This is a genomic window from Stagnimonas aquatica (assembly GCF_003730135.1).
In the GTDB taxonomy this organism is placed as follows: domain Bacteria; phylum Pseudomonadota; class Gammaproteobacteria; order Nevskiales; family Nevskiaceae; genus Stagnimonas; species Stagnimonas aquatica.
Genome location: NZ_RJVO01000003.1, coordinates 84,330 through 110,124, shown reverse-complemented (window position 1 = coordinate 110,124; position 25,795 = coordinate 84,330). Strand labels below are relative to the sequence as shown.

At 67.4% G+C, this 25,795-nt stretch carries 21 protein-coding genes; 9 read left to right on the top strand and 12 right to left on the bottom strand.

Annotation, left to right across the window (positions count from 1 at the left end; all coding sequences use genetic code 11):
• Window positions 1-68 precede the first annotated feature (68 nt).
• Window positions 69-1,508, top strand: a complete 1,440-nt coding sequence (locus tag ED208_RS07735; protein ID WP_123211319.1) for an alkaline phosphatase family protein — start codon at window positions 69-71, stop codon at window positions 1,506-1,508.
• Here the strand turns inward: ED208_RS07735 and ED208_RS07730 are convergent.
• From ED208_RS07730 to ED208_RS07705, 6 genes are all read right to left on the bottom strand, one after another.
• Window positions 1,472-1,984 carry a hypothetical protein gene (locus tag ED208_RS07730; protein WP_123211318.1) on the bottom strand — a complete coding sequence of 171 codons (513 nt, stop codon included), beginning with the start codon at window positions 1,982-1,984 and terminating at the stop codon, window positions 1,472-1,474. The two genes, ED208_RS07735 and ED208_RS07730, sit on opposite strands and share 37 nt — an antisense overlap.
• Before the next feature lie 20 nt (window positions 1,985-2,004).
• On the bottom strand, window positions 2,005-2,571 hold the full coding sequence (gene dcd / locus ED208_RS07725) for a dCTP deaminase (protein ID WP_123211317.1): 567 nt from the start codon (window positions 2,569-2,571) through the stop codon (window positions 2,005-2,007).
• Window positions 2,572-2,606: 35 nt separating this feature from the next.
• A complete protein-coding gene (locus ED208_RS07720; protein ID WP_123211316.1) occupies window positions 2,607-3,212 on the bottom strand; it encodes a hypothetical protein in 606 nt (201 codons plus the stop codon).
• 3 nt (window positions 3,213-3,215) lie between these two features.
• A complete protein-coding gene (apbC, locus tag ED208_RS07715) occupies window positions 3,216-4,289 on the bottom strand; it encodes an iron-sulfur cluster carrier protein ApbC (protein ID WP_123211315.1) in 1,074 nt (357 codons plus the stop codon).
• Between the two features lie 125 nt (window positions 4,290-4,414).
• Entirely contained in the window at window positions 4,415-5,704 is a 1,290-nt protein-coding gene (locus ED208_RS07710; RefSeq protein ID WP_123211314.1) for a S8 family peptidase, read from the bottom strand.
• 273 nt (window positions 5,705-5,977) lie between these two features.
• A complete protein-coding gene (locus ED208_RS07705) occupies window positions 5,978-7,276 on the bottom strand; it encodes a S8 family peptidase (protein WP_233574929.1) in 1,299 nt (432 codons plus the stop codon).
• Between the two features lie 161 nt (window positions 7,277-7,437).
• Between ED208_RS07705 and sbcB the strand changes: the two genes are divergently transcribed.
• Window positions 7,438-8,889 (top strand): exodeoxyribonuclease I, encoded by a 1,452-nt coding sequence (gene sbcB, locus ED208_RS07700; protein WP_123211648.1) that lies wholly within the window; start codon window positions 7,438-7,440, stop codon window positions 8,887-8,889.
• A gap of 30 nt (window positions 8,890-8,919) precedes the next feature.
• Here sbcB and ED208_RS07695 read toward each other — a convergent pair whose 3' ends face one another.
• Together ED208_RS07695 and ED208_RS07690 are read right to left on the bottom strand one after the other, a co-directional pair.
• Window positions 8,920-10,356, bottom strand: a complete 1,437-nt coding sequence (locus tag ED208_RS07695) for an aldehyde dehydrogenase family protein (RefSeq protein WP_123211313.1) — start codon at window positions 10,354-10,356, stop codon at window positions 8,920-8,922.
• 66 nt (window positions 10,357-10,422) lie between these two features.
• Window positions 10,423-10,854, bottom strand: coding sequence for a hypothetical protein (locus ED208_RS07690; protein ID WP_123211312.1), 432 nt, complete (start codon window positions 10,852-10,854; stop codon window positions 10,423-10,425).
• A 127-nt stretch (window positions 10,855-10,981) separates the two neighbouring features.
• Here ED208_RS07690 and metG point away from each other — a divergent pair, with 127 nt between their 5' ends.
• The 5 genes from metG to ED208_RS07665 all read left to right on the top strand — a co-directional run bounded on the left by metG (window position 10,982) and on the right by ED208_RS07665 (window position 17,602).
• The gene (metG, locus tag ED208_RS07685) at window positions 10,982-13,039 is read left to right on the top strand and encodes a methionine--tRNA ligase (protein WP_123211311.1); all 2,058 of its coding nucleotides are present in this window, start codon (window positions 10,982-10,984) and stop codon (window positions 13,037-13,039) included.
• A gap of 136 nt (window positions 13,040-13,175) precedes the next feature.
• Window positions 13,176-13,751: an RnfABCDGE type electron transport complex subunit B gene (locus ED208_RS07680; RefSeq protein WP_123211647.1), complete on the top strand. Its 576-nt coding sequence runs from the start codon at window positions 13,176-13,178 to the stop codon at window positions 13,749-13,751.
• Window positions 13,748-14,383: an endonuclease III gene (nth, locus tag ED208_RS07675; RefSeq protein ID WP_123211310.1), complete on the top strand. Its 636-nt coding sequence runs from the start codon at window positions 13,748-13,750 to the stop codon at window positions 14,381-14,383. The genes ED208_RS07680 and nth overlap by 4 nt, the downstream gene beginning before the upstream one ends.
• 49 nt (window positions 14,384-14,432) lie before the next feature.
• Complete coding sequence (epmB, locus tag ED208_RS07670) at window positions 14,433-15,443, top strand: EF-P beta-lysylation protein EpmB (protein WP_123211309.1); 1,011 nt, start codon at window positions 14,433-14,435, stop codon at window positions 15,441-15,443.
• Complete coding sequence (locus tag ED208_RS07665) at window positions 15,440-17,602, top strand: EAL domain-containing response regulator (protein ID WP_123211308.1); 2,163 nt, start codon at window positions 15,440-15,442, stop codon at window positions 17,600-17,602. The genes epmB and ED208_RS07665 overlap by 4 nt, the downstream gene beginning before the upstream one ends.
• 64 nt (window positions 17,603-17,666) lie before the next feature.
• Here ED208_RS07665 and htpX read toward each other — a convergent pair whose 3' ends face one another.
• The 4 genes from htpX to parE all read right to left on the bottom strand — a co-directional run bounded on the left by htpX (window position 17,667) and on the right by parE (window position 24,584).
• Entirely contained in the window at window positions 17,667-18,548 is an 882-nt protein-coding gene (gene htpX, locus ED208_RS07660) for a protease HtpX (protein ID WP_123211307.1), read from the bottom strand.
• A gap of 56 nt (window positions 18,549-18,604) precedes the next feature.
• Entirely contained in the window at window positions 18,605-20,842 is a 2,238-nt protein-coding gene (gene parC / locus ED208_RS07655) for a DNA topoisomerase IV subunit A (protein ID WP_123211306.1), read from the bottom strand.
• A 33-nt stretch (window positions 20,843-20,875) separates the two neighbouring features.
• Complete coding sequence (gene ybaL / locus ED208_RS07650; RefSeq protein WP_199720551.1) at window positions 20,876-22,552, bottom strand: YbaL family putative K(+) efflux transporter; 1,677 nt, start codon at window positions 22,550-22,552, stop codon at window positions 20,876-20,878.
• A gap of 94 nt (window positions 22,553-22,646) precedes the next feature.
• Window positions 22,647-24,584, bottom strand: coding sequence for a DNA topoisomerase IV subunit B (gene parE / locus ED208_RS07645; RefSeq protein WP_123211304.1), 1,938 nt, complete (start codon window positions 24,582-24,584; stop codon window positions 22,647-22,649).
• Between the two features lie 96 nt (window positions 24,585-24,680).
• Between parE and xseB the strand changes: the two genes are divergently transcribed.
• On the top strand, window positions 24,681-24,902 hold the full coding sequence (gene xseB, locus ED208_RS07640; protein WP_123211303.1) for an exodeoxyribonuclease VII small subunit: 222 nt from the start codon (window positions 24,681-24,683) through the stop codon (window positions 24,900-24,902).
• Window positions 24,899-25,789 carry a polyprenyl synthetase family protein gene (locus ED208_RS07635; protein ID WP_123211302.1) on the top strand — a complete coding sequence of 297 codons (891 nt, stop codon included), beginning with the start codon at window positions 24,899-24,901 and terminating at the stop codon, window positions 25,787-25,789. The genes xseB and ED208_RS07635 overlap by 4 nt, the downstream gene beginning before the upstream one ends.
• The last annotated feature ends 6 nt before the right edge of the window (window positions 25,790-25,795 follow it).

Genomic DNA, 25,795 nt, shown 5'->3' with positions numbered 1-25,795 from the left:
GCCTTCATCGGTACGAAACATCGCGCCGCTAGGCTTGCTGGCCGACTATCGAACGCGGGTTGCGCTCCATGTCTCACCACGATTCGTTCAACGCCTCTCGGCGCCTCGTGCTGGCTGGCCTCGCCGGCTCCGCCGCCGGCGCTTCCCTGTTCGCCGCCTGCGCCAGTTCCGAAGCACCGAGCGACAACGGCCTACCCGAGGACTACGTCCCGGCCCAGCATCCACCGGCCGGCAAGACGCTGCCCAAGCCCGAGGACAGTGGCATCGAACACATCGTGGTGGTGATGATGGAGAACCGCTCCTTCGACCACATGCTCGGTTGGGTGCCCGGTGCCAACGGCCGCCAGGCCGGGCTTCGCTTTCCCAATATCGAGGGCAAGAGCGTCGAGACCTTCCGGCTCTCCGACGATCCCGATTACGGCTACCAGAGCTGCGGCTGGGCCGACCCCGACCACGGCTACAACGGCGGTCGCGTGCATCTCAACAACGGCAAGCTCGACGGCTGGCTGCTCACCGACGACACCAAGCTCAATCCCGCCGACAAGTTCCCGGTCGGCTATTTCACCGGCGAAGACCTGCCCTTCTACAAAGGCATGGCGGAACACTGGACGGTCTGCGACCAGTACTACCACGGCATTCTCAGCTCCACCTACCCGAACCGCATCTACATGCACTCGGGGGAAACCGACCGCCTCAGCAATGGCTTCGACCGCTGCGCGCTGCCGACCATCTGGGACCGGCTGGCGGCGAAGGGCGTCAGCGGCAGCTACTACTTCCAGGATCTGCCGCTGACCGCACTCTGGTACGAGCAGCATCTCAACGTCAGCCTGCCCTACGCGAGCTTCCTGCTGCAGGCCTCGCTGGGTCTGCTGCCGGCGGTGAGCTATGTCGAGCCGCGCTTCCTCGGCGAGAACCCGCAGGGCATCTCCAACGATGACCACCCGGTGGCCGACGTGCGTGACGGCCAGGCCTTCCTCAACCAGGTCTACGAGGCGCTGCGCAACTCGCCGAACTGGGACAAGACCCTGCTGATCATCAACTACGACGAATGGGGCGGCTTCTTCGACCACGTGGTGCCGCCGATGGCGCCACTGTCGGAGGCGGAGAAGGCGCTGGGCAACGACGGCCGCCTGGGCTTTCGCGTGCCCTGCCTGCTGGCCGGGCCGCGCGTCGCCAAGGGCGTTAGCTCGCTGCCCTTCGATCCGCAGTCCATCCTCAATCTCATCACCTGGCGCTTTGGCCTGGACCCGATCGGGCCGCGCGCCGACTGGTCGCTGAACCTGGCCTACGCGCTGGACTTCGCGAACCCGCCGCGCGGCGACAAGCCCGCCTTCGACGTGCCCGCTGGCCCGCACGGCCGACTGTGCACCAGCGGCCTGCCTCTCGGGGTGTCCTCGGCCAAGACGATGGAGACCCGCGCGGCGGAATCGCATTACGGCGAGTGGCTGGTGCTGCGCGAGATCGCGCGCCGCTACGGCTTTCCCGAGCCCTCCGCCAACGGCGGGTAGCGGAACTCCAGCACGCCGCCGACCGGCACGCCCGGCCAGTGCGCCAGCATGCCGGTCAGCGCCGCGTGCAGCGCCTGCCAGCGTGACTCGGACAGCGTCGGCATCGGCAAGTGGTAGTAGGCGAAGGACTCGGCGCACTGCCGACGTAATTCGCGCCAGTCCGGCGCCTGGCTCCAGTCCACCCAGTCGAGGGTGCTGGCGATGGTCTCGGCATTGACCGAATCCACGGTGCCGGCGTCGAAGCCGGCGAAGCTGCCGGTCGCCACGTCTTCCCGCAGATTCTCGTTGCGCAGCAACTGGCCGAACATGGCGTCGCCAAAGCCCAGTTCGGTCTCCACCAGCCAGTGCAGCAGGTCGTGCGGCAGGCCCGGCTGGTGCGGAGTAATCATCGCCAGACTGCGACCATCGCTGCGGGTGCAGCGTAGGAGACTGGTGACCGGGCTGATTTTCTCGAAGCGGACTTCCAGGCTGGCCATGTCCACTCCGTCCGCGAGGCTCAGGTGCGCGGCAGCGTCACACCGCGCTGGCCCTGATACTTGCCGCCGCGATCCTTGTAGCTGGTCTCGCAAACCTCGTCCGATTCGTAGAACAGCATCTGCGCCACGCCCTCGTTGGCGTATATCTTCGCCGGCAGCGTGGTGGTGTTGCTGAACTCCAGGGTCACATGGCCTTCCCACTCGGGTTCCAGCGGGGTGACGTTGACGATGATGCCGCAGCGCGCGTAGGTGCTCTTGCCCAGGCAGACCACCAGGGTCGAGCGCGGGATGCGGAAATACTCGACGGTCCGCGCCAGCGCGAAGGAGTTGGGCGGGATGATGCAGACATCCGACTTCACGTCGATGAAGCTCTTCGGGTCGAAGGCCTTGGGATCGACGATGGTGGAGTTGATGTTGGTGAAGATCTTGAACTCGTCGGCGCAGCGCACGTCGTAGCCGTAGCTGGAGGTGCCATAGCTGACGATCTTGTGGCCGTCGGCCGCCACCCGCACCTGGCCGGGCTCGAAGGGCTCGATCATGCCTTGCGCCGCCATGCGGCGAATCCACTTGTCCGATTTGATGCTCATCGCGTCCGTCGTTGCCTAGTCTTGGTTATTTGCTGTTATTTGCCACGGAGGAATACCGAGGCCGAGCGTACCCACATCAGCTCGCAGGCCCCGGCACCGGTGTCGGATCGGGTCAGCGAACTCTGCCACTGCCAGCCGTCCTGGGCGGCGACATCCACCAGCCAGCCGTCCAGCGCCACCACCTGCCCCGGACGCATTCTAGCGAGCGCGCGCCGCACGCTGTCGTCGGCGGGAATCAGATGGGTGTTGGCGGAGTGACGCAGCATCTCGCTCTCGCTCGCTGGCGCCGGCTCGCCCCAGCGCAGCCAGAAGTAGCGGCCGGACTGACTGATCTCCAGTGCATCCAGCACCCGGTTATCGGACATCACGCCCCAGCCCAGCGCGAAGTCCAGCGGTGACAGCTCGGCTTCGCGGCCCAGGTGATAGGACTCGCGCGACAGCAGACGGGCTCGCAACTGATAGCTGGCGCGCGGGCTGAGCCGATAGCCCTCGTACTCGAAGCTGTCGGCCACCACCGTCTGCTGGCGCGGATCTTCCGCCGCCAGCACGCCATCAGCCTGTTGCACCGGTCGCAGGCGCCACCACTGGCCGGCCTGCCAGGCGCAGAGCGCCAACAGCAGCACCAGCCACAGGCGCGACATCGCTCAGGCGATCTCGATGGAGGGGAACGCCGTCTGCGCCGCACCGTGCGCCAACCGGGCGGCGGCGGTGCGGGCGATGGCACGGTAGCTCTGCGCCTCGGCCGAGTCCGGCTCGGCGATCACGGTCGGACGGCCGCCATCGGCCTGGGCGCGGATCTTCGCCGACAGCGGCAGCGCCCCGAGCAGCTCGGTGTCGTAGTCGCGCGCCAGCTTCTCGCCACCGCCGGCGCCGAAGATGTGCTCGCTGTGGCCGCAATTCGGGCAGCAGTAGATCGCCATGTTCTCGACGATGCCGAGCACCGGCACCTCGACCTTGCGGAACATCTGCAGGCCCTTGCGGGCGTCGAGCAGGGCGATGTCCTGCGGGGTGGTGACGATCACCGCGCCGGACAGCGGAATCTTCTGCGAGAGCGTGAGCTGGATGTCGCCGGTGCCCGGCGGCAGGTCGATGACCAGGTAGTCCAGCGCCTGCCAGGCGGTCTCGCCGATCAGCTGGTTGAGCGCCTGGGTGGCCATCGGGCCGCGCCAGATCATCGGCTGGTCATCGTCGATCAGGAAGCCGATGCTCATCACCTGCAGGCCCTGCGCCTCGATGGGATGCATGCGCCGGCCGTCCGGCGAGGTCGGGCGCTCGCCCTCGACCCCCAGCATGCGCGGCTGGCTGGGGCCGTAGATGTCGGCGTCGAGCAGGCCGACCCGCGCACCCTCCAGGCGCAGCGCCAGCGCCAGATTGGCCGCCACCGTGCTCTTGCCGACGCCGCCCTTGCCGGAGGCGACGGCGATGATGTTCTTGATCTCCGGCAGCGGCTGCAGGTTGCGCCGCAGGGCCTGCGACTGGATCTGCCAGCTCAGCTTCACCTCGGCCTCCACGCCGCAAGCCTGGCGCAGGGTCTGCGCCACCGCCTGGCAGAAGCGGTCGCGGATGCCGGCGGCCGGGAAGCCCAGCTCGATCTCCACCAGCGGCCGGCTACCCGGCTGCACCGACTTCACCACGCCAGCGCTGACCAAGCCCTGGCCTAGCAGAGGGTCGACATGGTGGTCGAGAGCGGCAAGCAGGGTTTCGCGGCTGGCGGTCATGGTTTCGACGGGGCAAAAACGGCCGGCAGTCTAGCACCGGCACCCCTGGAGTCCGGCCCGTCGCCGGCCAGAAAAAAGGCGGGCACCAGGCCCGCCTTCTGTGTACAGCCTTGAATCGAGCTGACTCAATGCGCCACGTACAGCAGCGCGTTGGGCGAGCCGGCACCCAGGCCGGTCAGCACGCCCGGCGTGGCCTCGCCGAGCAGGGCGTCGGCGATCTCCTCCGGCGAGGCGGTCGGATTGGCGCCCAGCAGCAAGGCGGCGGCGCCGGCGACATGCGGGCTGGCCATGGAGGTGCCGGACAGCACCGAGGAACCGGTGTTGTTGGCGTAGTTGGCCGAGGTGATGTCGGAGCCCGGGGCGAAAATATCGACGCAGCTGCCAAAGTTGGAGAACGAGGACATCGCGTCGGTCTTGGTGGTCGAGCCGACGGTGATCGCTTCCGGCACCTTGTTCGGCGAACCCGAGCAGGCGTTGGCGGAATCGTTGCCGGCCGCCACCGCGACCGCAACGCCGCTGGCGATCAGGTTCTTCACCGCAACGTCCAGAGCCGGCGAGTCGCCACCACCCAGCGACATGTTGGCAACCGCCGGGTACTCGGCGTTGGCGGCCAGCCAGTCCAGGCCCTCGACGATGCCGGTGGTGGAACCGGAGCCGGAGCAACCCAGCACCCGCACCGAGTGGATCGTGGCCTTCTTGGCAACGCCGTAGGTACTGCCAACGGCGGTACCGGCGACGTGGGTGCCGTGACCATTGCAGTCGCTGGTGTTGGCGGGATCGGTCGGCCCCGAGAACAGGCCGGTGCCCAGATCCAGCGCGCCGAGATTGATCGGCAGCAGCCCGCCCAGCAGGCCGCCCACCAATCCGCCGAGCAGACCGTCGCTGTTGGGCGCGAAGTTGCGACCACCGCCGACCCGGCCGCTGAACTCGCTGTGGTTGGGGTTGAGGCCGGTGTCGATCACGTAGACGTGAACCCCGGCGCCACCCTGATCGGGATAGATGTACTGGCCATTCAGCGGCAGCGCGCGCTGGTCGACGCGGTCGATACCCCAGGTGGCGCCGGTCTGGGTGGCAGTCGCGTACATGATCTGGTCCGGCTCCACCGAGGCCACGTAAGACAGCCTGGACAGCGCCGCCGCCTGGTTGGCGGTCAGCCGCGCCGAGAAACCAAACAAGGCCGACTGGTAGTGACTCAGCACCACGCCACCACCCACCTGGCTCAAGACCGACTGCGTGATGCCCTGCAGACCCTGTGCTTTCAGGGTCTTGGGAAGCGCCTGCGGCTTCAGCACCACGATGTACTGATTGGGAATCACCGCCGGCTTGTTGGCGGGTGCGGCGGCCGAAGCGGAAAACGAGGCGGCGACAGCAAGAGCAGCGGCGAACAAGGGTTTCAGCAGCGGACGACGGGCCATGAGTTCTTCCTTGAGGGGACTGGTAAATACGATTTTGTTCGGCCCCAGGCGAAACGTCTTCCCTAATTTCGCCTGCTGAAAGCAGCCAATCGGACTCCTGTTCCACGAATCATCTGAAATCTGGACCAAGATTTCCGATTCGGGATCTGCCGCAACTTGAATTTGCTGTCACCTCTACAGCCGGCACCCCATCAAACCCGTGAGAGTTCGCGGCGGCGGCCAGGGCACAAAAAAAGGCGGGCACCAGGCCCGCCTTCCTTGCCGCTTCCGTGCTCAGTGCGCGGTGTAGAGCAGCGCGTTGGGCGAACCGGCGCCCAGGCCGGTCAGCACGCCCGGGGTGGCGTCGCCGAGCAGGGCGTTGGCGACATCCTCCGGAGAGGCGGTCGGGTTCAGACCCAGCACCAGCGCGGCGGCACCGGCAACATGCGGGCTGGCCATGGAGGTACCGGACAGCACCGCCGAGCCGCTGTTGTTGCTGTAGTCGGCCGAGGTGATGTCGGAGCCCGGCGCGAAGATGTCGACACAGGCACCGAAGTTGGAGAACGAGGACATCGCGTCGGTGTTGGTGGTGGAACCGACGGTGATCGCCTCCGGCACCTTGTTCGGCGAGCCCGAGCAGGCGTTGGCGGAATCGTTGCCGGCGGCCACCGCGATGGCGACGCCGCTGGCGATCAGGTTCTTCACGGCGGTGTCCAGCGCAGCGGAATCACCACCGCCCAGCGACATGTTCGCCACCGCCGGGTGCTGGGCATTGGCCGCCACCCAGTCCACACCGGCGATCACGCCCTCGTTAGAGCCGGAGCCGCTGCAACCGAGCACGCGTACGGAGTGAATAGTGGCCTTCTTGGCGACGCCATAGGTGGTGCCGACAGCGGTGCCGGCAACGTGAGTGCCGTGACCGTTGCAGTCGGTGGTGTCGGCCGGATCGGTGCCGCCGTCGAACAGGCCGGTGCCGAAGTCCAGGGCCGCCAGATTGAGCGGAATCAGACCGCCGGGGATCAGGCTGCCGATCAGGCCGTCGCTGTTCGGCGCGAAGTTGCGACCGCCGCCGACGCGGCCGGTGAACTCGCTGTGGTTGGGGTTGAGGCCGGTGTCGATCACGTAGACGTTGACGCCAGCACCGCCCTGGTCGCGGTAGATGTACTGGCCGTTGAGCGGCATGCTGCGCTGGTCGACGCGGTCCAGGCCCCAGGTGGCGCCGGTCTGGGTGGCGGTCGCGCGCATCACCTGATCCGCTTCCACCGAGGCCACGTAGGGCAGCTTGGCCAGTGCCGCCGCCTGATTGGCGGTCAAGCGCGCCGAGAAGCCCAGCAGCGCCGACTGGTAATGATTGATCACTTGGCCGCCACCGACCTGCGCCAGCACCGACTGCACCAGGCTCTGCACGCCCTGGCCACGATAGGCCTTGGGCAGCGCCTGCGGCTTGAGCACGACGATGTACTGATTGGGGATCACACGGACCTGCGCGGCCGAGACGGCCGACGCCGAGGAGGCGGGCATGGCGGCGAGGGAGGCGCAGCCGGCAACGGCAGCGGTGAACACGGACTTCAGCAGCTTGCTACGAGCGATCATGAGGAATCCTGAGCGACGTGGAAGGGAGTAGTAATGCGGTTCAGCAAGAGACATCCGATGATTGGCAACGGCTGTCCGATGGATGGGTTGACGACCGGATGCAAAAAGCAGCTTTCAGATCAGCAACTTGAACCAACCATCAGATTCGGATGCAGACCGGCATGAGCACTACCCCCAGCTTTCTCTGGCACGACTACGAAACCTTCGGGGCCGACCCTGCCCGCGACCGGCCGAGCCAGTTCGCTGCCCAGCGCACCAATGCCGAGCTGGAGCCGGTTGGCGAGCCGCTGCTGCTCTACTGCCAGCCGAGCATCGACGTGCTGCCCCACCCGGACGCCTGCCTGCTCACCGGCATCAGCCCACAGCAGGCGCGCGAGCTGGGCGTGCCGGAATACGAGTTCGCCCGCCAGATCGCCGAGGCCTTTGGCCAACCCGGCAGCTGTGGCGCCGGCTACAACTCGATCCGCTTCGACGACGAGGTGACCCGGCATCTGCTCTACCGCAACTTCTATGATCCTTACGAGCGCGAATGGCGCGGCGGCAACTCGCGCTGGGACCTGATCGACGTGGTGCGACTGTGGCACGCCCTGCGTCCGCAGGGCCTGGAATGGCCGAAGCGGGAGGACGGCGCCACCAGCTTCAAGCTGGAGCACCTGAGCGCCGCCAACGCGCTGAACCACGCCAAGGCCCACGACGCAATTTCCGACGTCGAAGCCACCATCGCCCTCGCCCGCCGCTTGAAGCAGGCGCAACCGAGGCTGTTCGAGCACGCCCTGAAGCTGCGCGACAAGCGCTACGCCGGCAGCCTGCTCGATGTGAACGCGATGACGCCGGTGCTGCACGTCTCCGCGAAGATTCCGGCCAGCCGAGGCTGCCTGGCGGTGATCGTGCCGCTAGCGCGTCACCCCACCAACAACAACTGCGTGCTGACCTACGACCTCGGCCAGGACATCGAGGCGCTGCTGAGCCTGGACCCGGAGGAGCTGCGCGAGCGGGTGTTCGCCCGCGCCGAAGACCTGCCCGAGGGCGTCGAGCGGCTGCCGCTGAAAGGCGTGCACCTCAACAAGTCGCCGATGCTCTCGCCGCTGTCGGCGCTGCGCCCGACCGATGCCGAGCGCTGGGGCATCGACCTCGCCGCCTGCCTGGAACGCCGCGAGGCCCTCCACGCGGTCCGCGAGGCGCTGGCGGCCAAGGTGCAGGAGGTGTTCAGCGCCCCCGAGTACGGCGAGCAGGACCCGGAACTATCGCTCTACGGCGGCTTTCTGCCCGACGAGGACAAGGCCAGACTCGCCAAGGTCCGCGCCGCCAGCGGCGATGCGCTCTGGCGCTACCAGGACAGCTTCAAGGACCCGCGCTACGACGAACTCCTGTTCCGCTACCGCGCCCGCCATTTCCCGGACTTTCTCGACGAGGATGAAAAGGCCCGCTGGCAGGACTTCGTGCAGCGCAAGCTGCGCTACGACACCGGGCTCGCCAGCCTCACCCTGGAAGCCTACGAAGCCCTGCTCGCCGAGCGCTTCGCCGGCGAACCTCAGCCCGAGCGCCTGCGGCTGCTGCAGAAGCTCAAGGACTGGCCGGTGGAATCGGGCCTGATGCGACTACTGGAAAGCTGAGCGCGATCTGCAATCCGCAATCCCCAGAACCTAGCGAACAATCTCCCGGGATTTGAGCACCATCATCTTGCGCACCTGCAGCTCGCGCATGCTGTGCGGGATGCCGCCGACGCCGTAGCCGGATTGCTTGAGCCCGGCGAAGGGCATCCAGTCAACCCGGAAGGCGGTGTGGTCGTTGACCATCACCGCCGAGGCATCGAGGCGCTGGTAGCAGCGCAGGGCGGTATCCAGATCACGGCTGTACACCGCCGCCTGGAAGGCCACCGGCAGGCTGTTGGCGCGGGCGATGGCCTCGTCGAGCTGCTGGTAGCGGTAGATGCAGACCACCGGCCCGAAGACCTCCTGGTTCGAAACCTCGGCCTCGGCCGGCGGGTCGAGCAACAGGGTCGGCGCGTAGCAGGTGGCGGACAGCGGCTCGCCACCACACAGCAGGCGCGCGCCACCGGCCACGGCCTTCTTCACCCAGGCGTCGATGCGCTGCACCTCGGCGGGCGAGATCAGCGGGCCAACCTCGGTCTCGGCCAGGGTCGGATCGCCGACCTTGAGCCGCCGCGCCGCCTCCGCCAGACGCTGCGCGAGCGTCTCGGCGATGGCGGCATCGGCATACACCCGCTGTACCGACACGCAGACCTGGCCAGCGTGGTAATAGCCGCCCTTGGCGAGGCTGGGCACCACCGCGTCGAGATCGGCGTCGGCGGCGACGATCACCGGCGCCACACCGCCGTGCTCCAGCGCGCAGCGAGTGCCGAGCGCGAGCTGGCTCCTGAGCTTCCAGCCCACCGCCGCGCTACCGATGAAGCTCAGGAAGGCCACCCGGGGATCGCTGACCATCGCCGTGGTCAGCCCGTTGTCCACCGGCAGCACCAATTGCACCCAGCCCGGCGGCAAACCGGCCTCGTGGAGGATGTCGACGAAGCGCTGGCAGGAGAGCGGCGTGGCCTTGGCCGGCTTCACCAGCACCGGGCAGCCCACCGCCAGCGCCGGCCCAACCTGGTGGGCAATGAGATTGAGCGGATGGTTGAAGGCGGAAACCGCCACCACCACGCCAATCGGCTCCAACTGGGTGAAGGCGATGCGCTGCGCGCTGGAAGCGGTGGCGCCCATCGGCACCACCTCGCCGGCCTCGCTGCGCAGGGTTTCGACGCAGAGCTTCAGCGAGTCGATGGCGCGCGCCACTTCGACCCGGCTGTCGATCAGCGGCTTGCCACCTTCGCGGGCGGCTTCCACCGCCAGCTCCTCGGCGCGCGCCTGCATGCGGGCGATGGCACCTTCGAGCACGGCGATGCGCCTGGGCATGGGCAACCAGGCGTCGCGATTGCGGAACAGCGCATGGGCGCCGGTCAGGGCCTGTTCCACCGCCGCCGCGTCGGCGAGCGCGATCTCGCCGATGGGACGGCGGTCATAGGGCGCCTCGACCACCAGCGTGTTGACGGCCGGCTCCTTGGGGTGAGGCTGTGGAGGGCTCATGCCGGCTGGACCAGTGGGAACGGGCGGCTAGTCTGCGTCCACCCGCGCCGCTTGCCCAGCCGTGGGTCAGGGAGCGCGCGCCGAGGCGGCGTCCTGGTGATAGGCGAGCAGCTGCTGCAACTCCTGGTAGTGCGCGAACACCCGCTCGTGTTCCAGGTACGGCAGGTCGGTCCGCAGCCGCAGGTTCACACCGTAGCCGGAGGCATCCCAGTAACGCTCCGGCAGCGACAAGCCGTACTGCCAGCGACCGTCGGCCTGCCAGAACCAGGTCTTGGTGCGCGGCGCGTAGTAGAAGCCGCCATCGGGGTAATAGACGTACTCACGGCTGGTGCCGGAGGGATCCTCCGGCTCGGCTTCCGGAATCGTCACCTCCACCGGCGCGATCTTGGCCGGCGTCGGGGCGGACTCCGAATGCAGGCGCGTCAGCAGCAGTGGCGCCAATCCCAGGACGGCGAGCAGGCTCAGCGCGATCCCATACCGCATCAACAGGTTGCTCATGGGGAACTCCTGAATGTCGGGTAAGCCAGACTAGGTTTCAGGCCCTGAACCGGTTCTGAACTCGCCGCCCCACGCCGGGCGCCAGCCGCACGGGTGGCATAATCGCGCCCCCTACGTAGAGGTCCCCATGTCGCGCCGCATCCTCGTCACCAATGCCCTGCCCTACGCCAACGGCCCCCTGCATCTGGGCCACATGGTGGGCTACCTGCAAGCCGACATCTGGGTGCGGTTCCAGCGCATGTCGGGGCAGCAGGTGCACTACGTCTGCGCCGACGACGCCCACGGCACGCCGATCATGCTCGCCGCCGAAAAGGCCGGGGTGACGCCGGAGGCCTTCATCGACGCGATCCGCGCCGGCCACGAGCAGGACTTCGCCGACTTCGGCGTGGCCTTCGACCACTACCACTCCACCCATTCGCCGGAAAATCAGCAGATGGCGGAGCTGATCTACGCCCGCCTGAAGGCCGGCGGCGCGATCAGCGCGCGCAGCATCCAGCAGCTCTACGATCCGGTGAAGGAGATGTTCCTGCCGGACCGCTACATCAAGGGCGAGTGCCCCAAGTGCGGCACGCCCGACCAGTACGGCGACAACTGCGAGAACTGCGGCGCGGCCTACTCGCCCACCGACCTCAAGAACCCGAAGAGCGTGGTCTCCGGCGCCACGCCAGTGCTGCGCGATTCCGAGCACTACTTCTTCGAGCTGGGCCAGTTCCAGAGCTTTCTCGAAGGCTGGCTGGGCCAGGAACAGGTGGCGCCGGCGCCGGTGCGCGCCAAGCTGCGCGAATGGTTCGACGCCGGCCTCAAGGGCTGGGACATCTCCCGCGACGCGCCCTATTTCGGCTTCCCGATCCCCGACGCACCGGGCAAGTTCTTCTACGTCTGGCTGGACGCGCCGATTGGCTACATGGCGAGCTTCCGCGCGCTCTGCGCCAAGCAGGGCCTGGACTTCGACAGCTACTGGAATGCCGGCAGCGCGGCGGAATTGCACCACTTCATCGGCAAGGACATCGTCAACTTCCACGGCCTGTTCTGGCCGGCGATGCTGCACGGCTCCGGCCATCGCACGCCGACGGCGCTACACGTCAACGGCTATCTGACGGTCAACGGCGCCAAGATGAGCAAGTCGCGCGGCACCTTCATCCGGGCGCGCACCTATCTGAATCATCTGAACCCCGAGTACCTGCGCTACTACTTCGCCGCCAAGCTGGGCAGCACGCCGGAAGACCTCGATCTCGACCTCAAGGATTTCCAGGCGCGCATCAATAGCGACATCGTCGGCAAGTACGTGAATCTTGCCAGCCGCTGTGCCGGCTTCATCGAGAAGCTGTTCGGCGGCCGGCTGGCGGCCGATCTGGGCGCCATCGGCCCGCTCTACACCCCGCAACTGGATGGCGCTGAAGTGGCCGCGCTCTACGAGGCCGGCGAGTACGCGGCGGTGGTACGCCTCGCCACCGGCATCTGCGACCGCGCCAACGAGCAACTGCAAGTGCACGCGCCCTGGAAGCTGGCAGCCGACGAGTCACGGCGCCAGGAGTTGCACGCGATCTGCTCGGCGGCGCTCAACACCTTCCGCGTGGTCAGCGTGCTGCTCAAGCCGCTGCTGCCGAAGCTGGCGGCCGAGGCCGAGCGCTTCCTGGGCGTGGCGACGCTGTCCTGGCGCGATCTGGAGCAGCCGTTGCTGGATCACCCCATCCAGCCCTACCAGCCGCTCGCCACCCGCATCGACCCCAAGGCGGTGGATGCCATGCTCGCCGAGGAAGCCGCCGCTGCGCCCGCCCCGGCCCCAGCCACTACCGAGGCCGCGAAACCGGCAGCCGCGAAATCCGCGAGCGCCAGCCCGGCTCCGGCCGCCAGCGACACCATCGGCATCGAAGACTTCAGCAAGGTCGATCTGCGCATCGCCCGCATCGCCGAAGCGGGCCCGGTGGAAGGCGCCGACAAGCTGCTGCGTCTGAAGCTCGACCTCGGCCCGCTCGGCGAGCGTCAGGTGTTCGCCGGCATCAAGAGCGCCTACGCAGCGGAAACCCTGGTCGGCCGGCTCACCGTCTGCGTCGCCAACCTGGCGCCGCGCAAGATGAAGTTCGGGATGAGCGAGGGCATGGTGCTGGCTGCCAGCGACGAGCGCGGTGGCCCCTACCTGCTATCGCCCGACAGCGGCGCCCAGCCCGGCATGCGCATCAAGTGACCATGCGCGCAGCGCATGGTCATCCCGGCGCAAGCCGGGATCCAGCTCAGACAACCTGCACAGCGCATGGTGGTCCCCACGGAAGCGGGGAGCCAAGCCATGGCGACCCGCATTGCCGCATCGCAAGCTTCCCACCGTGACCAGCCTCGCCGACCGCCTCGACGCCGCCCTGCCGCAGACGCAGTGCACCCGCTGCGGCTACCCGGACTGCCGCGCCTACGCGGAGGCGCTGGCGAACGGTGTGGCCGACATTGACCAATGCCCACCCGGCGGCCAGGCCGGGGTGGCGCGGCTGGCGGCGTTGCTGGGAGTGGCAGAGAAGCCGCTCAACCCCAGCTACGGCGTCGAGATCGCGGTGGAGCTGGTGGCGCGGGTGATCGAAGCCGACTGCATCGGCTGCACCAAGTGCATCCAGGCCTGCCCGGTGGATGCGATCTCCGGCGGCGCCAACCTCATGCACACGGTCATCAGCGCCGAATGCACCGGCTGCGAGCTGTGCATCCCGCCCTGCCCGGTGGACTGCATCGAAATGGTCGAGGCCCCCGGCCTGCCGGCGCCCTACGTCCGCGCGCCGCATTCGCTCCTGCGCTATGGCGCCCGCCAGCAGCGCCTGCGCCGCTGGCAGGCCGAAGACGCCGCCGCCCGTGCGCGCAAGAAGGCCGCCGACCCACTGGCCGCCGCCCTCGCCAAGGCCCGTGGAGCCCCGCCATGAACGCCGCCAAACGCCGCGCCATCTACGAAACCCTGCGTGCCGCCAATCCGGCGCCGACCACCGAGCTGCACTATTCCAACCCCTTCGAGCTGCTGGTGGCGGTGGTACTGTCGGCGCAGGCCACCGACGTCTCGGTGAACAAGGCCACCGCCCGGCTCTACCCGGTCGCCAACACGCCAGCGACAATCCTGGCGCTGGGCGAGGCCCGGCTGCGCGAGTACATCAAGACGATTGGCCTCTACCAGACCAAGGCGAAGAACGTCATCGGCCTCTGCCAACAGTTGCTGACCCTGCACGGCGGCGAGGTGCCGCGCGCCCGCGAGGCGCTCGAGGCCCTGCCCGGGGTCGGCCGCAAGACCGCCAACGTGGTGCTCAACACCGCTTTCGGCGAGCCGACCATCGCCGTCGATACCCACATCTTCCGGGTCGCCAACCGCACCCGGCTGGCCGTGGGCAAGGACGTGCGCCAGGTCGAGGACCGGTTGGTGAAGTTCACCGAACCCGAGTTCGCCCGCGACGCCCATCACTGGCTGATCCTGCACGGCCGCTACGTGTGCAAGGCCCGAAAGCCCGAATGCCCCCAGTGCAGCATCCAGGAATGGTGCGAATATCCTTCCAAAACCAGGGCCTAGACTTGGTTTTTCACTTGTCGCCTCAGGTGTTGCGACGCACAATCCATCCATGAATGCGATTTCTTCACCCCAGCGGCTGATCCCCGCCTGGCAGTCGGCGCTGACCGAGGCCTTTACCCGGCCGGCCGAGCTGCTGGAGTTCCTGCGCCTGCCCGCCGACCTCCCGGCCCTCAAGCTGGCTCAGATGCGGGAGTTCCCGCTGCGGGTGCCGCGCGCCTTCGCCGAACAGATGGAAAAGGGCAATCCGCGCGATCCGCTGTTCCTGCAGGTCTGGCCGCAGGCAATGGAGGCCGAAACCCGCCGCGACTACGTGATCGACGCGGTGGGCGATCTGGCCAAGCTCAAACCTGGCGGCATCATCCACAAGTACCACGGCCGCGCACTGGTGATCGCCACGGGCGCCTGTGCGGTGAACTGCCGCTACTGCTTCCGCCGCCATTTCCCCTACGGCGAGACCCGCGCCTCGCGCAATCACTGGAAGGGCGTGCTGGCCGAGCTGGCCGATGACGACAGCATCGAGGAAGTGATCCTCTCCGGCGGCGACCCGCTGTCGCTGACCGACGACAAGCTCGCCGACCTGGTCGAGGGTCTGGCCGGCATCCCGCACCTGAAGCGCCTGCGCGTGCACAGCCGCCAGCCGATCGTGCTGCCGGAGCGGGTCAACGACGACCTGCTCGACTGGCTCACCGGCTCGCGTCTGCAACCGGTCCTGGTACTGCACGCCAACCATGCCCAGGAGCTGAGCCCGGCGGTAGCCGCCGCCTGCGAGCGCCTGAAGCGTGCCGGGGTGCCGCTGCTCAACCAGTCGGTGCTGCTGGCTGGGATCAATGACTCGCTGGACGTGCTGAAAACCCTGTCCGAGCGGCTGTTTGAGAGCGGCGTGCTGCCCTACTATCTGCACCTGCTGGATCGCGTGCAGGGCGCGGCGCACTTCGAGGTGGACGAGGCAGTCGGCAAGGCGCTGGTGCGCGAGCTGGCCGGCCACCTGCCGGGGTATCTTGTACCGCGCCTGGTTCGCGAGATTCCCGGCAAGCCCGCAAAAACCTGGATCGCCTGGTGAACGCACCCGCCCGCAGTCACACCAGCCCCATCAGTCCCACTCTCGCGGCCGATGGCCGCGGACTGCTGCTGGTGGCCGGTCCTTCCGAGGAGGTCGCCAAGCGCATCGAAAGCTTTCTGCGCAACGCCGGCCATCCGCTGCGCTGCGCCTGGGTGGACGATGCCAGCGAGGTCGAGGACATCCTCCGCCGCTCGCCGCCCGATCTGCTGCTCTGCGACGACAGCGCCGGCCAGGCCCAGTGCGACCGCCTGCTGAAGACCGCGCTGGAACTGCGGCCCGACCTGCCGGTGCTGATCCTCAGCCGCGAGCCACGCCCGGGCGGCGTCGTGCAGGCGCTGGAACACGGCGCCCGCGATCTCCTCGGCTACGGCGACGCTGCCCAGCTACGGCAGCTGGAGCTGGTGGTGATCCGCGAGTTTCTCGGCCACCAGCACCTGCGCCGCCTGCGGGTGATGAGCGAGCGGCTGCACGATTTCGAGCAGCGTCACAGCCAGTTGCTGGAAACCACTGCGGACGCGGTCGCGCACGTTCAGGAAGGCATCCTGGCCCACGCCAACCCCTCGTTCGCCAAGCTGCTCGGCTACGAAAACCCGGAAGCCCTGCAAGGCGAGCCGCTGATCGACTTCGTGGTCGCCGACCAGCGCACCCGGGTCAAGGAGCGTCTCCGCCTGGTGCTCAAGGGCAAGCATGCCGGTGAGCCGCTGGAGTTCAGCTTCGAGGGCAAGGAGCATCCGGTACCGGTGTCCGCCCAGCTGGTGGTGAGCAGCGAGGATGGCGAGCGGGTGATCCAGATGATCATCCGCTCCGACACCCAGCCCGGCCTGACCCCTTCGGTGGTGGAAGGCACCCTGGTCGCCAATCCGCCACCGGCGTCCGCGAGCGTCGCCCCCTCCAACGAGCGCCTGGGCTTCCTGCACGCACTCAGCGCCAGCGAGCGGTCCGGCCAACCGCGCGGCGCGCTGCTGCTGACGGTGGATGGCTTTTCGGCACTGGAAGACCGCTTCGGCCTCGCCGACAGCGAGAGTCTGCTGGAGCAGCTGCGCCAGGCCCTGAAGGCCCGGCTGGCGCCGGCGGATCAGGTGTTCCGCTACGCCGCCGGCGAGCTGGCGGCGGTGGTCGGCCGTCCCCGGCTGGCCGACATCCAGTCGCTGGGCGAGCTGTTGCAGCGCGAGCTCAGCCAGCAGATCTACACCACCGCCCAGCACGAAGCGCAACTGACCCTGAGCCTGGTGGCCTATCCGCTGGCCGGCGACGAAAAGGCCGAGGCGGTGGTGCGGGAAATCCAGCGCGAGAGCCGCCGGCTGTCGCAGAAAGGCGGCAACCAGTTCGCGGTGCTGGGTGCGGCGGCGGAAGCCAGCCAGAGCGAGCGCGAAGACGCCCGCAAGGCGGCCATGGTGAAGAAAGCCATCGAGGAAAACCGCCTGAAGCTGGCCTATCAGTCGATCGCCAGCCTGGAAGGCGACTCCCGCCAGCACTTCGACGTGCTGGTGCGGATGATCGACGACACCGGCAAGGAACTGCATGCCGGCGAGTTCCTGCCGGCCGCCGCAAAGTTCAACCTGATGCGCAATGTCGACCGCTGGGTGATCGCGCGCAGCCTGGCGATCATCGCCAAGCGCGCCGGCGGCAAGGACATCCCCTCGCTGTTCGTGCGTCTTTCGGAGGACAGCCTGCGCGAGACCGACGACTTCCTGAAATGGCTCACCGAGCTGCTCAAGGCGCACCCGCTGCAGAACGAGGAGCTGGTGTTCGAGATTCAGGAGATGGTCCTGCAGAACCACATCCGCAAGGCCAAGACGCTCACCGAAACCCTGGCCAAGCTGGGCGCCAGCATCGCCGTGGATCACTACGGCATGTCCAGCAACAGCGCCCAGATGCTGGAACACCTGCCCAACATCAGCTATCTGAAGTTCCACTCCTCCTACACCCAGAAGTTCAACGAGAAGGAAGTGAACCGGCGGATGAGCCAGCTGATGGAGGTGGCCAAGCAGAAGAAGATCAAGACCATCGTCAGCCATGTCGAGGACGCCAACGTGATGGCGCGGCTCTGGCAGATGGGCGTGAACTACATCCAGGGCTACCACGTGCAGGAGCCGGAAGTGGTGCTGCTGGCCAGTGAGTTCATCACCAAGGCCAAGTCGATCCACGCGCCGCGCTAGTCCCGAGGGCGGCACAAAAAAAGGCGGCCTCTCGGGCCGCCTTTTTGTTGCCTGGCGGAACCGCTCAGCCCTGCGCCTGCTCCAGCGCAGCGATGCGCTTTTCCAGCGGCGGGTGCGAGGAGAACAGGCCCATCATGCCCTCACGGATACCGAAGGCAGTCATCTCCTTGGGCAGCTGGCTGGGCGAGTCCTTGAACGACTGCAGGCGCTGCAGGGCGGCGATCATCTTGCGACGGCCGGCGAACTGCGCGCCGGCGGCGTCGGCGCGGAACTCGCGGTAGCGCGAGAAGGCGGCGACGATCATCGAGGCACCGATACCCAGCACCACCTGCATCACCAGCGAGACCAGCATGTAGGCCACGCCCGGGCCGCTGTCGCGGCTGTCGCCACGGCGCAGGAACTGGTCCACCGCGTAGGCGATGACGCGCGAGAGGAAGATCACGAAGGTGTTGACCACGCCCTGGATGAGGGTCAGCGTCACCATGTCGCCATTGGCGACGTGGCCGATCTCATGGCCCAGCACCGCCTCGACTTCTTCCTGCTTCATCGCCCGCAGCAGGCCGGTGGAAACCGCCACCAGGGCGTTGTTCTTGTTCATGCCGGTGGCGAAGGCGTTGGGCTCCGGCGAGTCGTAGATGGCGACTTCCGGCATGCCGATGCCGGCGGCGCGTGCCTGGCGCTCCACCGTCTGCAGCAGCCACATTTCGGCGGAGTTGCGCGGCTGGGTGATGACTTCGGCGCCGGTGCTGCGCTTGGCCATCCACTTGCTCATCGCCAGCGAGATGAAGCTGCCGCCCATGCCCATCACGGCGGAGAAGATCAGCAGCGAGGTGAGGTTGAGGCCGTTGGCGGTGAGGTAACGGTCGACGCCGAGCAGCGAGCAGACCACGCCGAGCACGAGGACCACGGCGATGTTGGTGAGCAGGAACAGGGCAATGCGTTTCATGGCGGTTGGCTGGGGAAACAAAGTGTCAAGGGATTGTGGAGACTGAGACCGCGAACTCAAGCCTGAGGTTTCACCGGCAGATCCGGCCGCATCGCATCAACCCGCTGGAATCCGCGCGGCAGGTGGTTGCCACGGGTGGCGCGCGAGCCGAGATAGCCTTCCAGATCGCTGGCCTTGAGCGTGTAGGTGCGCTTGCCGCTGGTGATTTCCAGCGGCGCGCCGGCCGGTAGCACGCAGTGGGCCAGGATGCGGTCCTCGCCCTTCAGGCTGACCAGCTTGTTGCCCTTGCCCTTGGCCAGTTCCGGCAGTTCGGCGACCGGGAACACCAGCAAGCGTCCCTCGGCGGTGGCCAGCGCCACGCGGTCGCTGGCGCTGTCGCCGACCCGCAGCGGCGCCAACAAATTGCCTTCGACATTCACCACCGCCTTGCCAGCCTTGTTGCGGCCTTCCAGATCGCCGAGCTTGGCGACGAAGCCATAGCCATCGCTGCCGCCGAGCAGCAACTTCTCGCCAGCCTCGCCGAGCAGCATGGCCACCACCTTGCCGCCGTCCTGCAGGTCGACGCGGGTGGTGATCGGCTCGCCCTGCGAGCGCGCGGACGGCAGCTCGCGCGGGTTGAGCGTGTAGGCGCGGCCCTTGTCGTCGAGCAGGATCAGCAACTGGTTGGTCTTGCCCTGGGCGTGGCAGAAGTACTCGTCGCCGGCCTTGTAGGACAGCGCGGTCGGGTCGAGTTCGTGGCCCTTGCCGGCACGGATCCAGCCGGCCTTGGACAGCACCACGGTGATCGCCTCGGCGGGTACGATCTCCTCGGCCGCCAGCGCCACCGCCACCGGCCGCGCCACCATAGTGCAGCGGCGGGCGTCGCCATACTTCTTGGCATCCTCGCGCAGTTCTTCGCCGATCAGCTTCTTCAACGCCTCTTCGGAGTTCAAGAGTTCCTCGATGCGCCCCTTCTCGGCGGCGAGTTCGTCCTGCTCGCCCTTGATCTTCATCTCCTCCAGGCGCTGCAACTGGCGCAGGCGGGTGTCGAGGATGTAGTCGGTCTGGATCTCGGAGAGCGCGAAGGTCTGGATCAGCTTGAGGCGCGGCTCGTCCTCGAAGCGGATGATGCGGATCACCTCGTCGAGGTTGAGGAAGGCGATCAGCAGGCCCTCCAACAGGTGCAGGCGATCATTGACCTTCTGCAACCGGTGGTTGAGCCGGCGGGTGACGGTGGCAAAGCGGAAGTCCAGCCACTCGACCAGGATCTCGCGCAGGTTCTTCACCCGCGGCCGGCCGTCGAGGCCGATCATGTTGAGATTGGCGCGTGCGCTCTTCTCAAGATCGGTGGTGGCAAAGAGATGGGCCATCAGTTGCTCGGCATCGACGCGGTTGCTGCGCGGCACGATGACGAGGCGGGTCGGGTTCTCGTGGTCGGACTCGTCGCGCAGATCCTCGACCAGCGGCAGCTTCTTCGCCCGCATCTGCTCGGCGATCTGCTCCTGGATCTTGTTGCCGCTGACCTGGTGCGGCAGGTGGGTGATGACGATGTTGCCGTCGTCCTCGCGCTCCCAGCGCGCACGCATGCGGATCTGGCCGTTGCCGGTCTGGTAGAGCTTCAACAGGTCCGCCGACTCGCTGACGATCTCACAACCGGTCGGGAAGTCCGGCCCCGGCACGAACTCCATCAGGGTTTCGAGCTGGGCGTTGGGATGCTTGAGCAGATGCAGACAGGCCTTGACCAGCTCGCCGACGTTGTGCGGCGGGATGTCGGTGGCCATGCCGACGGCGATGCCGGTGGTGCCGTTGACCAGGATGTTGGGCAGCCGGGCCGGCAGCAGCTTGGGCTCCTCCATCGTGCCGTCGAAGTTCGGCGCCCAGTCCACCGTGCCCTGCTCCAGCTCCTGCAGCAGGGCCTGCGCGTAGGGGGTGAGCCGCGACTCGGTGTAGCGCATGGCGGCGAAGGATTTCGGGTCGTCTGCCGAACCCCAGTTGCCCTGCCCGTCCACCAGCGGATAGCGGTAACTGAACGGCTGGGCCATGGTGACCATCGCCTCGTAGCAGGCCGAGTCGCCGTGCGGGTGGTACTTGCCGAGCACGTCGCCAACCGTGCGCGCCGACTTCTTGTGCTTGGCAGTCGATTGCAGGCCCAACTCGCTCATCGCGTAGACGATGCGCCGCTGCACCGGCTTGAGGCCATCGGCAATGTTAGGCAGCGCGCGGTCGAGCACCACGTACATCGAGTAGTCGAGATAGGCCTTTTCCGCGAACACTCGCAAGGGCAGGCGTTCGGGTTCGATCAGGGTCGCGGTCATTGGTTCGGATTGGCGTGCAGCTGGGTGAAAAACTTAGGCGTGGCGGCGCTCGAAGGCGATGTCGAGCATGCCGCGGGCGATCTCTCGCTCGCCCATGATGATGGTGCCGGCACCGCACTTCTGGAGGTGGGCGACCTCGGCGTCGGAATGGGCGCGGGCGACGATGCGCAGATCCGGGTTGGCAGCGACCGCCTGGCTCACCACCTGCCCGGCCTCGAAGCTCTGCGGGATCGCCACGAACAGCCGGCGTGCCGCCGCCAGATTGGCGGCGCGCAGCACCTTGGGATCGGCGGCATTGCCGGAAATGATTTCCGCACCGTCAGCGCGCGCGGCGGCGGCCGGCAGCTTGCGGTCCTCGATCACCAGAAACGGCTCGCCGGCACGCTTCAGGCCGGCACCGACCATGCTGCCGACGCGGCCGTAGCCGACCAGGATCGAATGATTGTGCAGGCTGGTCGGGTGCAGATCGCTGACCACCGGCTTGGACGGCGCATCGGCCGGCGTGGGCAGGGCCTCGGGGCGGTTGGGCACGAACAGCTTGAACAGCAGCGGATTGAGCAGGATCGACAGGATCGCGCCGGCCAGCACCAGGTCCTGCCCCTTCTGCGGCAGCAGGTTCAGGGTGACACCGAGACCGATGAGGATGAAGGAGAACTCGCCGATCTGCGCCAGGCTGGCGGAAATGGTCAGCGCGGTGCGATTGGGATGCCCGAAGGCGCGCACGATCAGGAACGCGGCGACCGACTTGCCGAACAGAATGATCGCCAGCGTCGCCAGCAACTCCAGCGGTGCGCTGAACAGGATGCCGGGATTGAACAGCATGCCCACCGAGACGAAGAACAGCACCGCGAAGGCGTCGCGCAGGGGCAGCGACTCCTCGGCGGCACGCTGCGACAGCGGCGACTCGTTGAGCATCATGCCGGCGAAGAAGGCACCGAGCGCGAAGGAGACGCCGAAGAGCATGGCCGCGCCAAACGCGACGCCCAGGGCAATCGCCAGCACCGACAGGCTGAACAGCTCGCGCGAGCCGGTCTGCGCCACCCAGTGCAGCAGCGCCGGAATCACCCGCCGGCCGACGATCAGCATGAAGGCGACGAAGGCTACCGCCTTGCCCATCGCCAGCAGCACCACCCCGCCGATGCCGGTGCCGGCGTCGGCATCGGTGCTCCCGGCCTCACCACCAAGACCGACGACGCCGGCAATCGCCGGGATCAGCACCAGCGCCAGCACCATCGCGAGATCCTCGACGATCAGCCAGCCAACGGCGATACGGCCCTCCTGGGTATCCATCAGCCGCCGCTCCTGCAGGGCCCGCAGCAGCACCACGGTGCTGGCCACCGACAGCGCCAGGCCGAACACGAAGCCGGCCATCAGGCCCCAGTCGAGCAGCGCCGCCAGGCCCATGCCCATGAGAGTGGCGACGGCGATCTGCACCAGCGCGCCGGGCACGGCAATGGCCTTTACCGACAGCAGATCCTTGAGCGAGAAATGCAGGCCGACGCCGAACATCAGCAGGATCACGCCGATCTCGGCCAGTTCGTTGGCCAGCGATTGGTCAGCGACGAAGCCCGGAGTGAACGGCCCGACCGCCACGCCCGCCAGCAGATAGCCGATCAGCGGCGACACCCGCAGCCGGTGCGCCAGCGCACCCAGCAGGAAGGCCAGCACGAGGCCGGCGACGATGGTGGCGATGAGTGGGCTGTGATGCATGGGAATTCCGTCGGTGACCAGAGACAGCGGGCGGCGGGTGACAGCCGGAGAATACCGACATCGGGACGCGACGTCGGTTCCTCAAGTCACTGGATCAGATCTCGGCGCGATTTCCTTCACGTTCCAGCCATTCCTTGCGGTCCCCCGCCCGCTTCTTGGCCAGCAGCATGTCCATCAGGCTGTCGGTCTTCGGCGCATCCTCGCTCTCCGGCTCGTCGAGGCTGAGCTGCACCAGGCGCCGGGTATCGGCGCTCATGGTGGTCTCGCGCAACTGCAGAGGGTTCATCTCGCCCAGGCCCTTGAAGCGGGTGACCTGGATCTTGGCGCGATTGCCTTCGGCGGCCAGACGGTCCAGCACACCCTGCTTTTCCGATTCGTCCAGCGCGTAGAACACCTGCTTGCCAGCGTCGATGCGGAACAGCGGCGGCATCGCGATGTAGACATGCCCGGCCGCCACCAGTGGCCGGAAATGCTTGAGGAACAGCGCGCACAGCAGGGTGGCGATGTGCAGGCCGTCGGAGTCGGCGTCGGCCAGCACGCAGATCTTGCCGTAGCGCAGGCCGCTGAGGTCGGGGCTGCCGGGATCAACGCCGATGGCGACGCTGATGTTGTGGATTTCCTCGCTGGCGATGGCCTCGCCGGCACTAGCCTCCCAGGTGTTCAGGATCTTGCCGCGCAGCGGCATGATCGCCTGGGTGTCGCGGTCGCGCGCCTGCTTGGCGGAGCCGCCGGCGGAATCACCCTCGACCAGGAACAGCTCGGTGCGGCTGAGATCGGTCAGCACGCAATCGGCCAGCTTGCCGGGTAGCGCCGGGCCGCTGGTGATCTTCTTGCGCACCACCTGCTTGGCCGCCTTCATGCGCGCCGAGGCGTTGGCGATGACGAGTTGGGCGACGCGCTCGCCCTCGTCCGGATGCTGGTTGAGCCAGAGGCCGAAGCTGTCGTGCACGACGCCGCTGACAAAGGCGGCGGTCTCGCGCGAGGACAACCGCTCCTTGGTCTGGCCAGCGAATTGCGGGTCCTGCATCTTGACGCTGAGTACGTAGGCCAGACCCTGCCAGACATCCTCCGGCGCCAGCTTGAGGCCACGCGGCAGCAGATTGCGGAACTCGCAGAACTCGCGGATCGCCTCGGTCAGGCCGGTACGAAGACCATTGACGTGAGTGCCGCCCTGGGCGGTGGGGATGAGGTTGACGTAGCTCTCGGCCAACAACTCGCCAGCACCGTCGGCATTGACCCAGGCCAGCGCCCACTCGGCCTCTTCACGCGGCGACTTGAACTGGCCGGTGAAGGGCGCGACCGGCACGATCTCGTGGCCCTTGACCGCGTCCAGCAGGTAGTCGGTGAGACCGTTTTCGTAATACCAGACCGTCTCCTCGCCCGCCGCCTCGTCCTTGAGCGTGATCTTCAATCCCGGGCAGAGCACCGCCTTGGCGCGCAGGTTCTGCTTGAGCTTGGTGACGGAGAATTTCGGCGAATCGAAGTACTTGGCATCCGGCCAGAAGCGCACCCGGGTGCCGGTGTCCTTCTTCGCGCAGGGACCGACCTCGCGCAAGGGACCGGCGGTGTAGCCGTTCTCGAAGTGCATGGTCTGTTCGACGCCATTGCGTCGCACCCAGACATCGAGGCGGGTAGAGAGGGCATTGACCACCGACACGCCGACCCCGTGCAGACCACCCGAGAACTGGTAGTTCTGGTTACTGAACTTGCCGCCCGCGTGCAGCTTGGTGAGCACCAGCTCCACACCGCTGATCTTGTGCACCGGGTGGATGTCGGTGGGGATGCCGCGACCGTCGTCCTGCACTTCGCAGGAGCCATCGGCATGGAGCGTGACCCGCACCTGCTTGGCGTAGCCACCCAGGGCCTCGTCGACGGCGTTGTCGATGACTTCCTGCGCCAGATGGTTGGGGCGGGCGGTATCGGTGTACATGCCCGGGCGCTTGCGCACCGGATCGAGGCCGTCGAGCACCTCGATGGCGTTGACGTCGTATTCGCGGGGACCGGATCCCGGAGCTTTGCTGGAGGCGGCCATGGCGGCAGATGGTTTAAAGGGCGGCGGGAAGGTAACGGAGCGCCGCCGGTGCGGCAAGGCGGGTAAACTGCGGCATCCATACGCCTCTTCCCCACCATGAGCACTGCTGTCGACCCGGTTGCGCGTTTCGAAGACGCGATGAAGGAACTCGAAGCCATCGTCCAGAAGCTGGAGCGAGGCGAGCTGAAGCTGGAGGAATCGCTGAGCCTGTTCGAGCGCGGCATGGCCCTGAGTCAGGAATGCCGTGGCGCGCTGGATAGCGCCGAGCTGAAAATCAAGACCCTGGTTCCGGGCAAGCCGGCCGACGACAGCGAATGAACCGCTGCGATTTTTCCGCCTGGGAGCTGTCCCGGCGAGCACGCTTGCACGCGGCGCTGGATGCCGCGCTGCCGCCAGCCGAGACCTATCCCGCACGGCTGCACGGCGCCATGCGCTACGCCAGCGAAGGCGGCAAGCGCCTGCGCGCGCTGCTGGTCTACGGCGCCGGCGAGGCCCTGGGCCTGGCGCCGGAACAACTCGATGCCCCGGCGCTGGCGGTGGAGCTGATCCACGCCTTCTCGCTGGTGCACGACGACCTGCCGGCGATGGACAACGACGACCTGCGCCGTGGCCGCGCCACCGTCCACAAGGCCTATGACGAGGGCACTGCGATTCTGGTCGGTGACGGCTTGCAGACCCTGGCCTTCGAGGTACTGGCCGCCTCCCCACAGCTAGGCGCGGAGGCGAGGTCCCAGATGCTGCTCGGCCTCGCCCGCGCCAGCGGCTCGCGGGGCATGACCGGCGGCCAGCAGGCCGACCTGGCAGCCGAGGGCGCCAGCCTGAGCCTGGCGGAGCTGGAGCAGTTGCACAGCCACAAGACCGGCGCCCTGATCCTGGCCTGCCTGGAGCTGCCGCTGGCGGCAGCGCCCGCAGCCAGCCCGGATTCGCGGCTGGCCTTGAACCGCTATGGCCGCGCCCTGGGCCTGGCCTACCAGATCCAGGACGACGTGCTGGACGTGACCGCCAGCACCGGCACGCTGGGCAAGACCGCCGGCAAGGACATCAGCAGCGTCAAGTCCACCTACGTGCGCCTGCTCGGGCTGGAGGCTGCCCAGGCCAGAGCCGAGACGCTGTTCGAGGAAGCCCAGACCGCGCTGGCCGGTTTTGACGAGCGCGCCAACCCCTTGCGCGACCTCACCGACCGCATCCGCGCCCGCCGGCACTGATTTTGC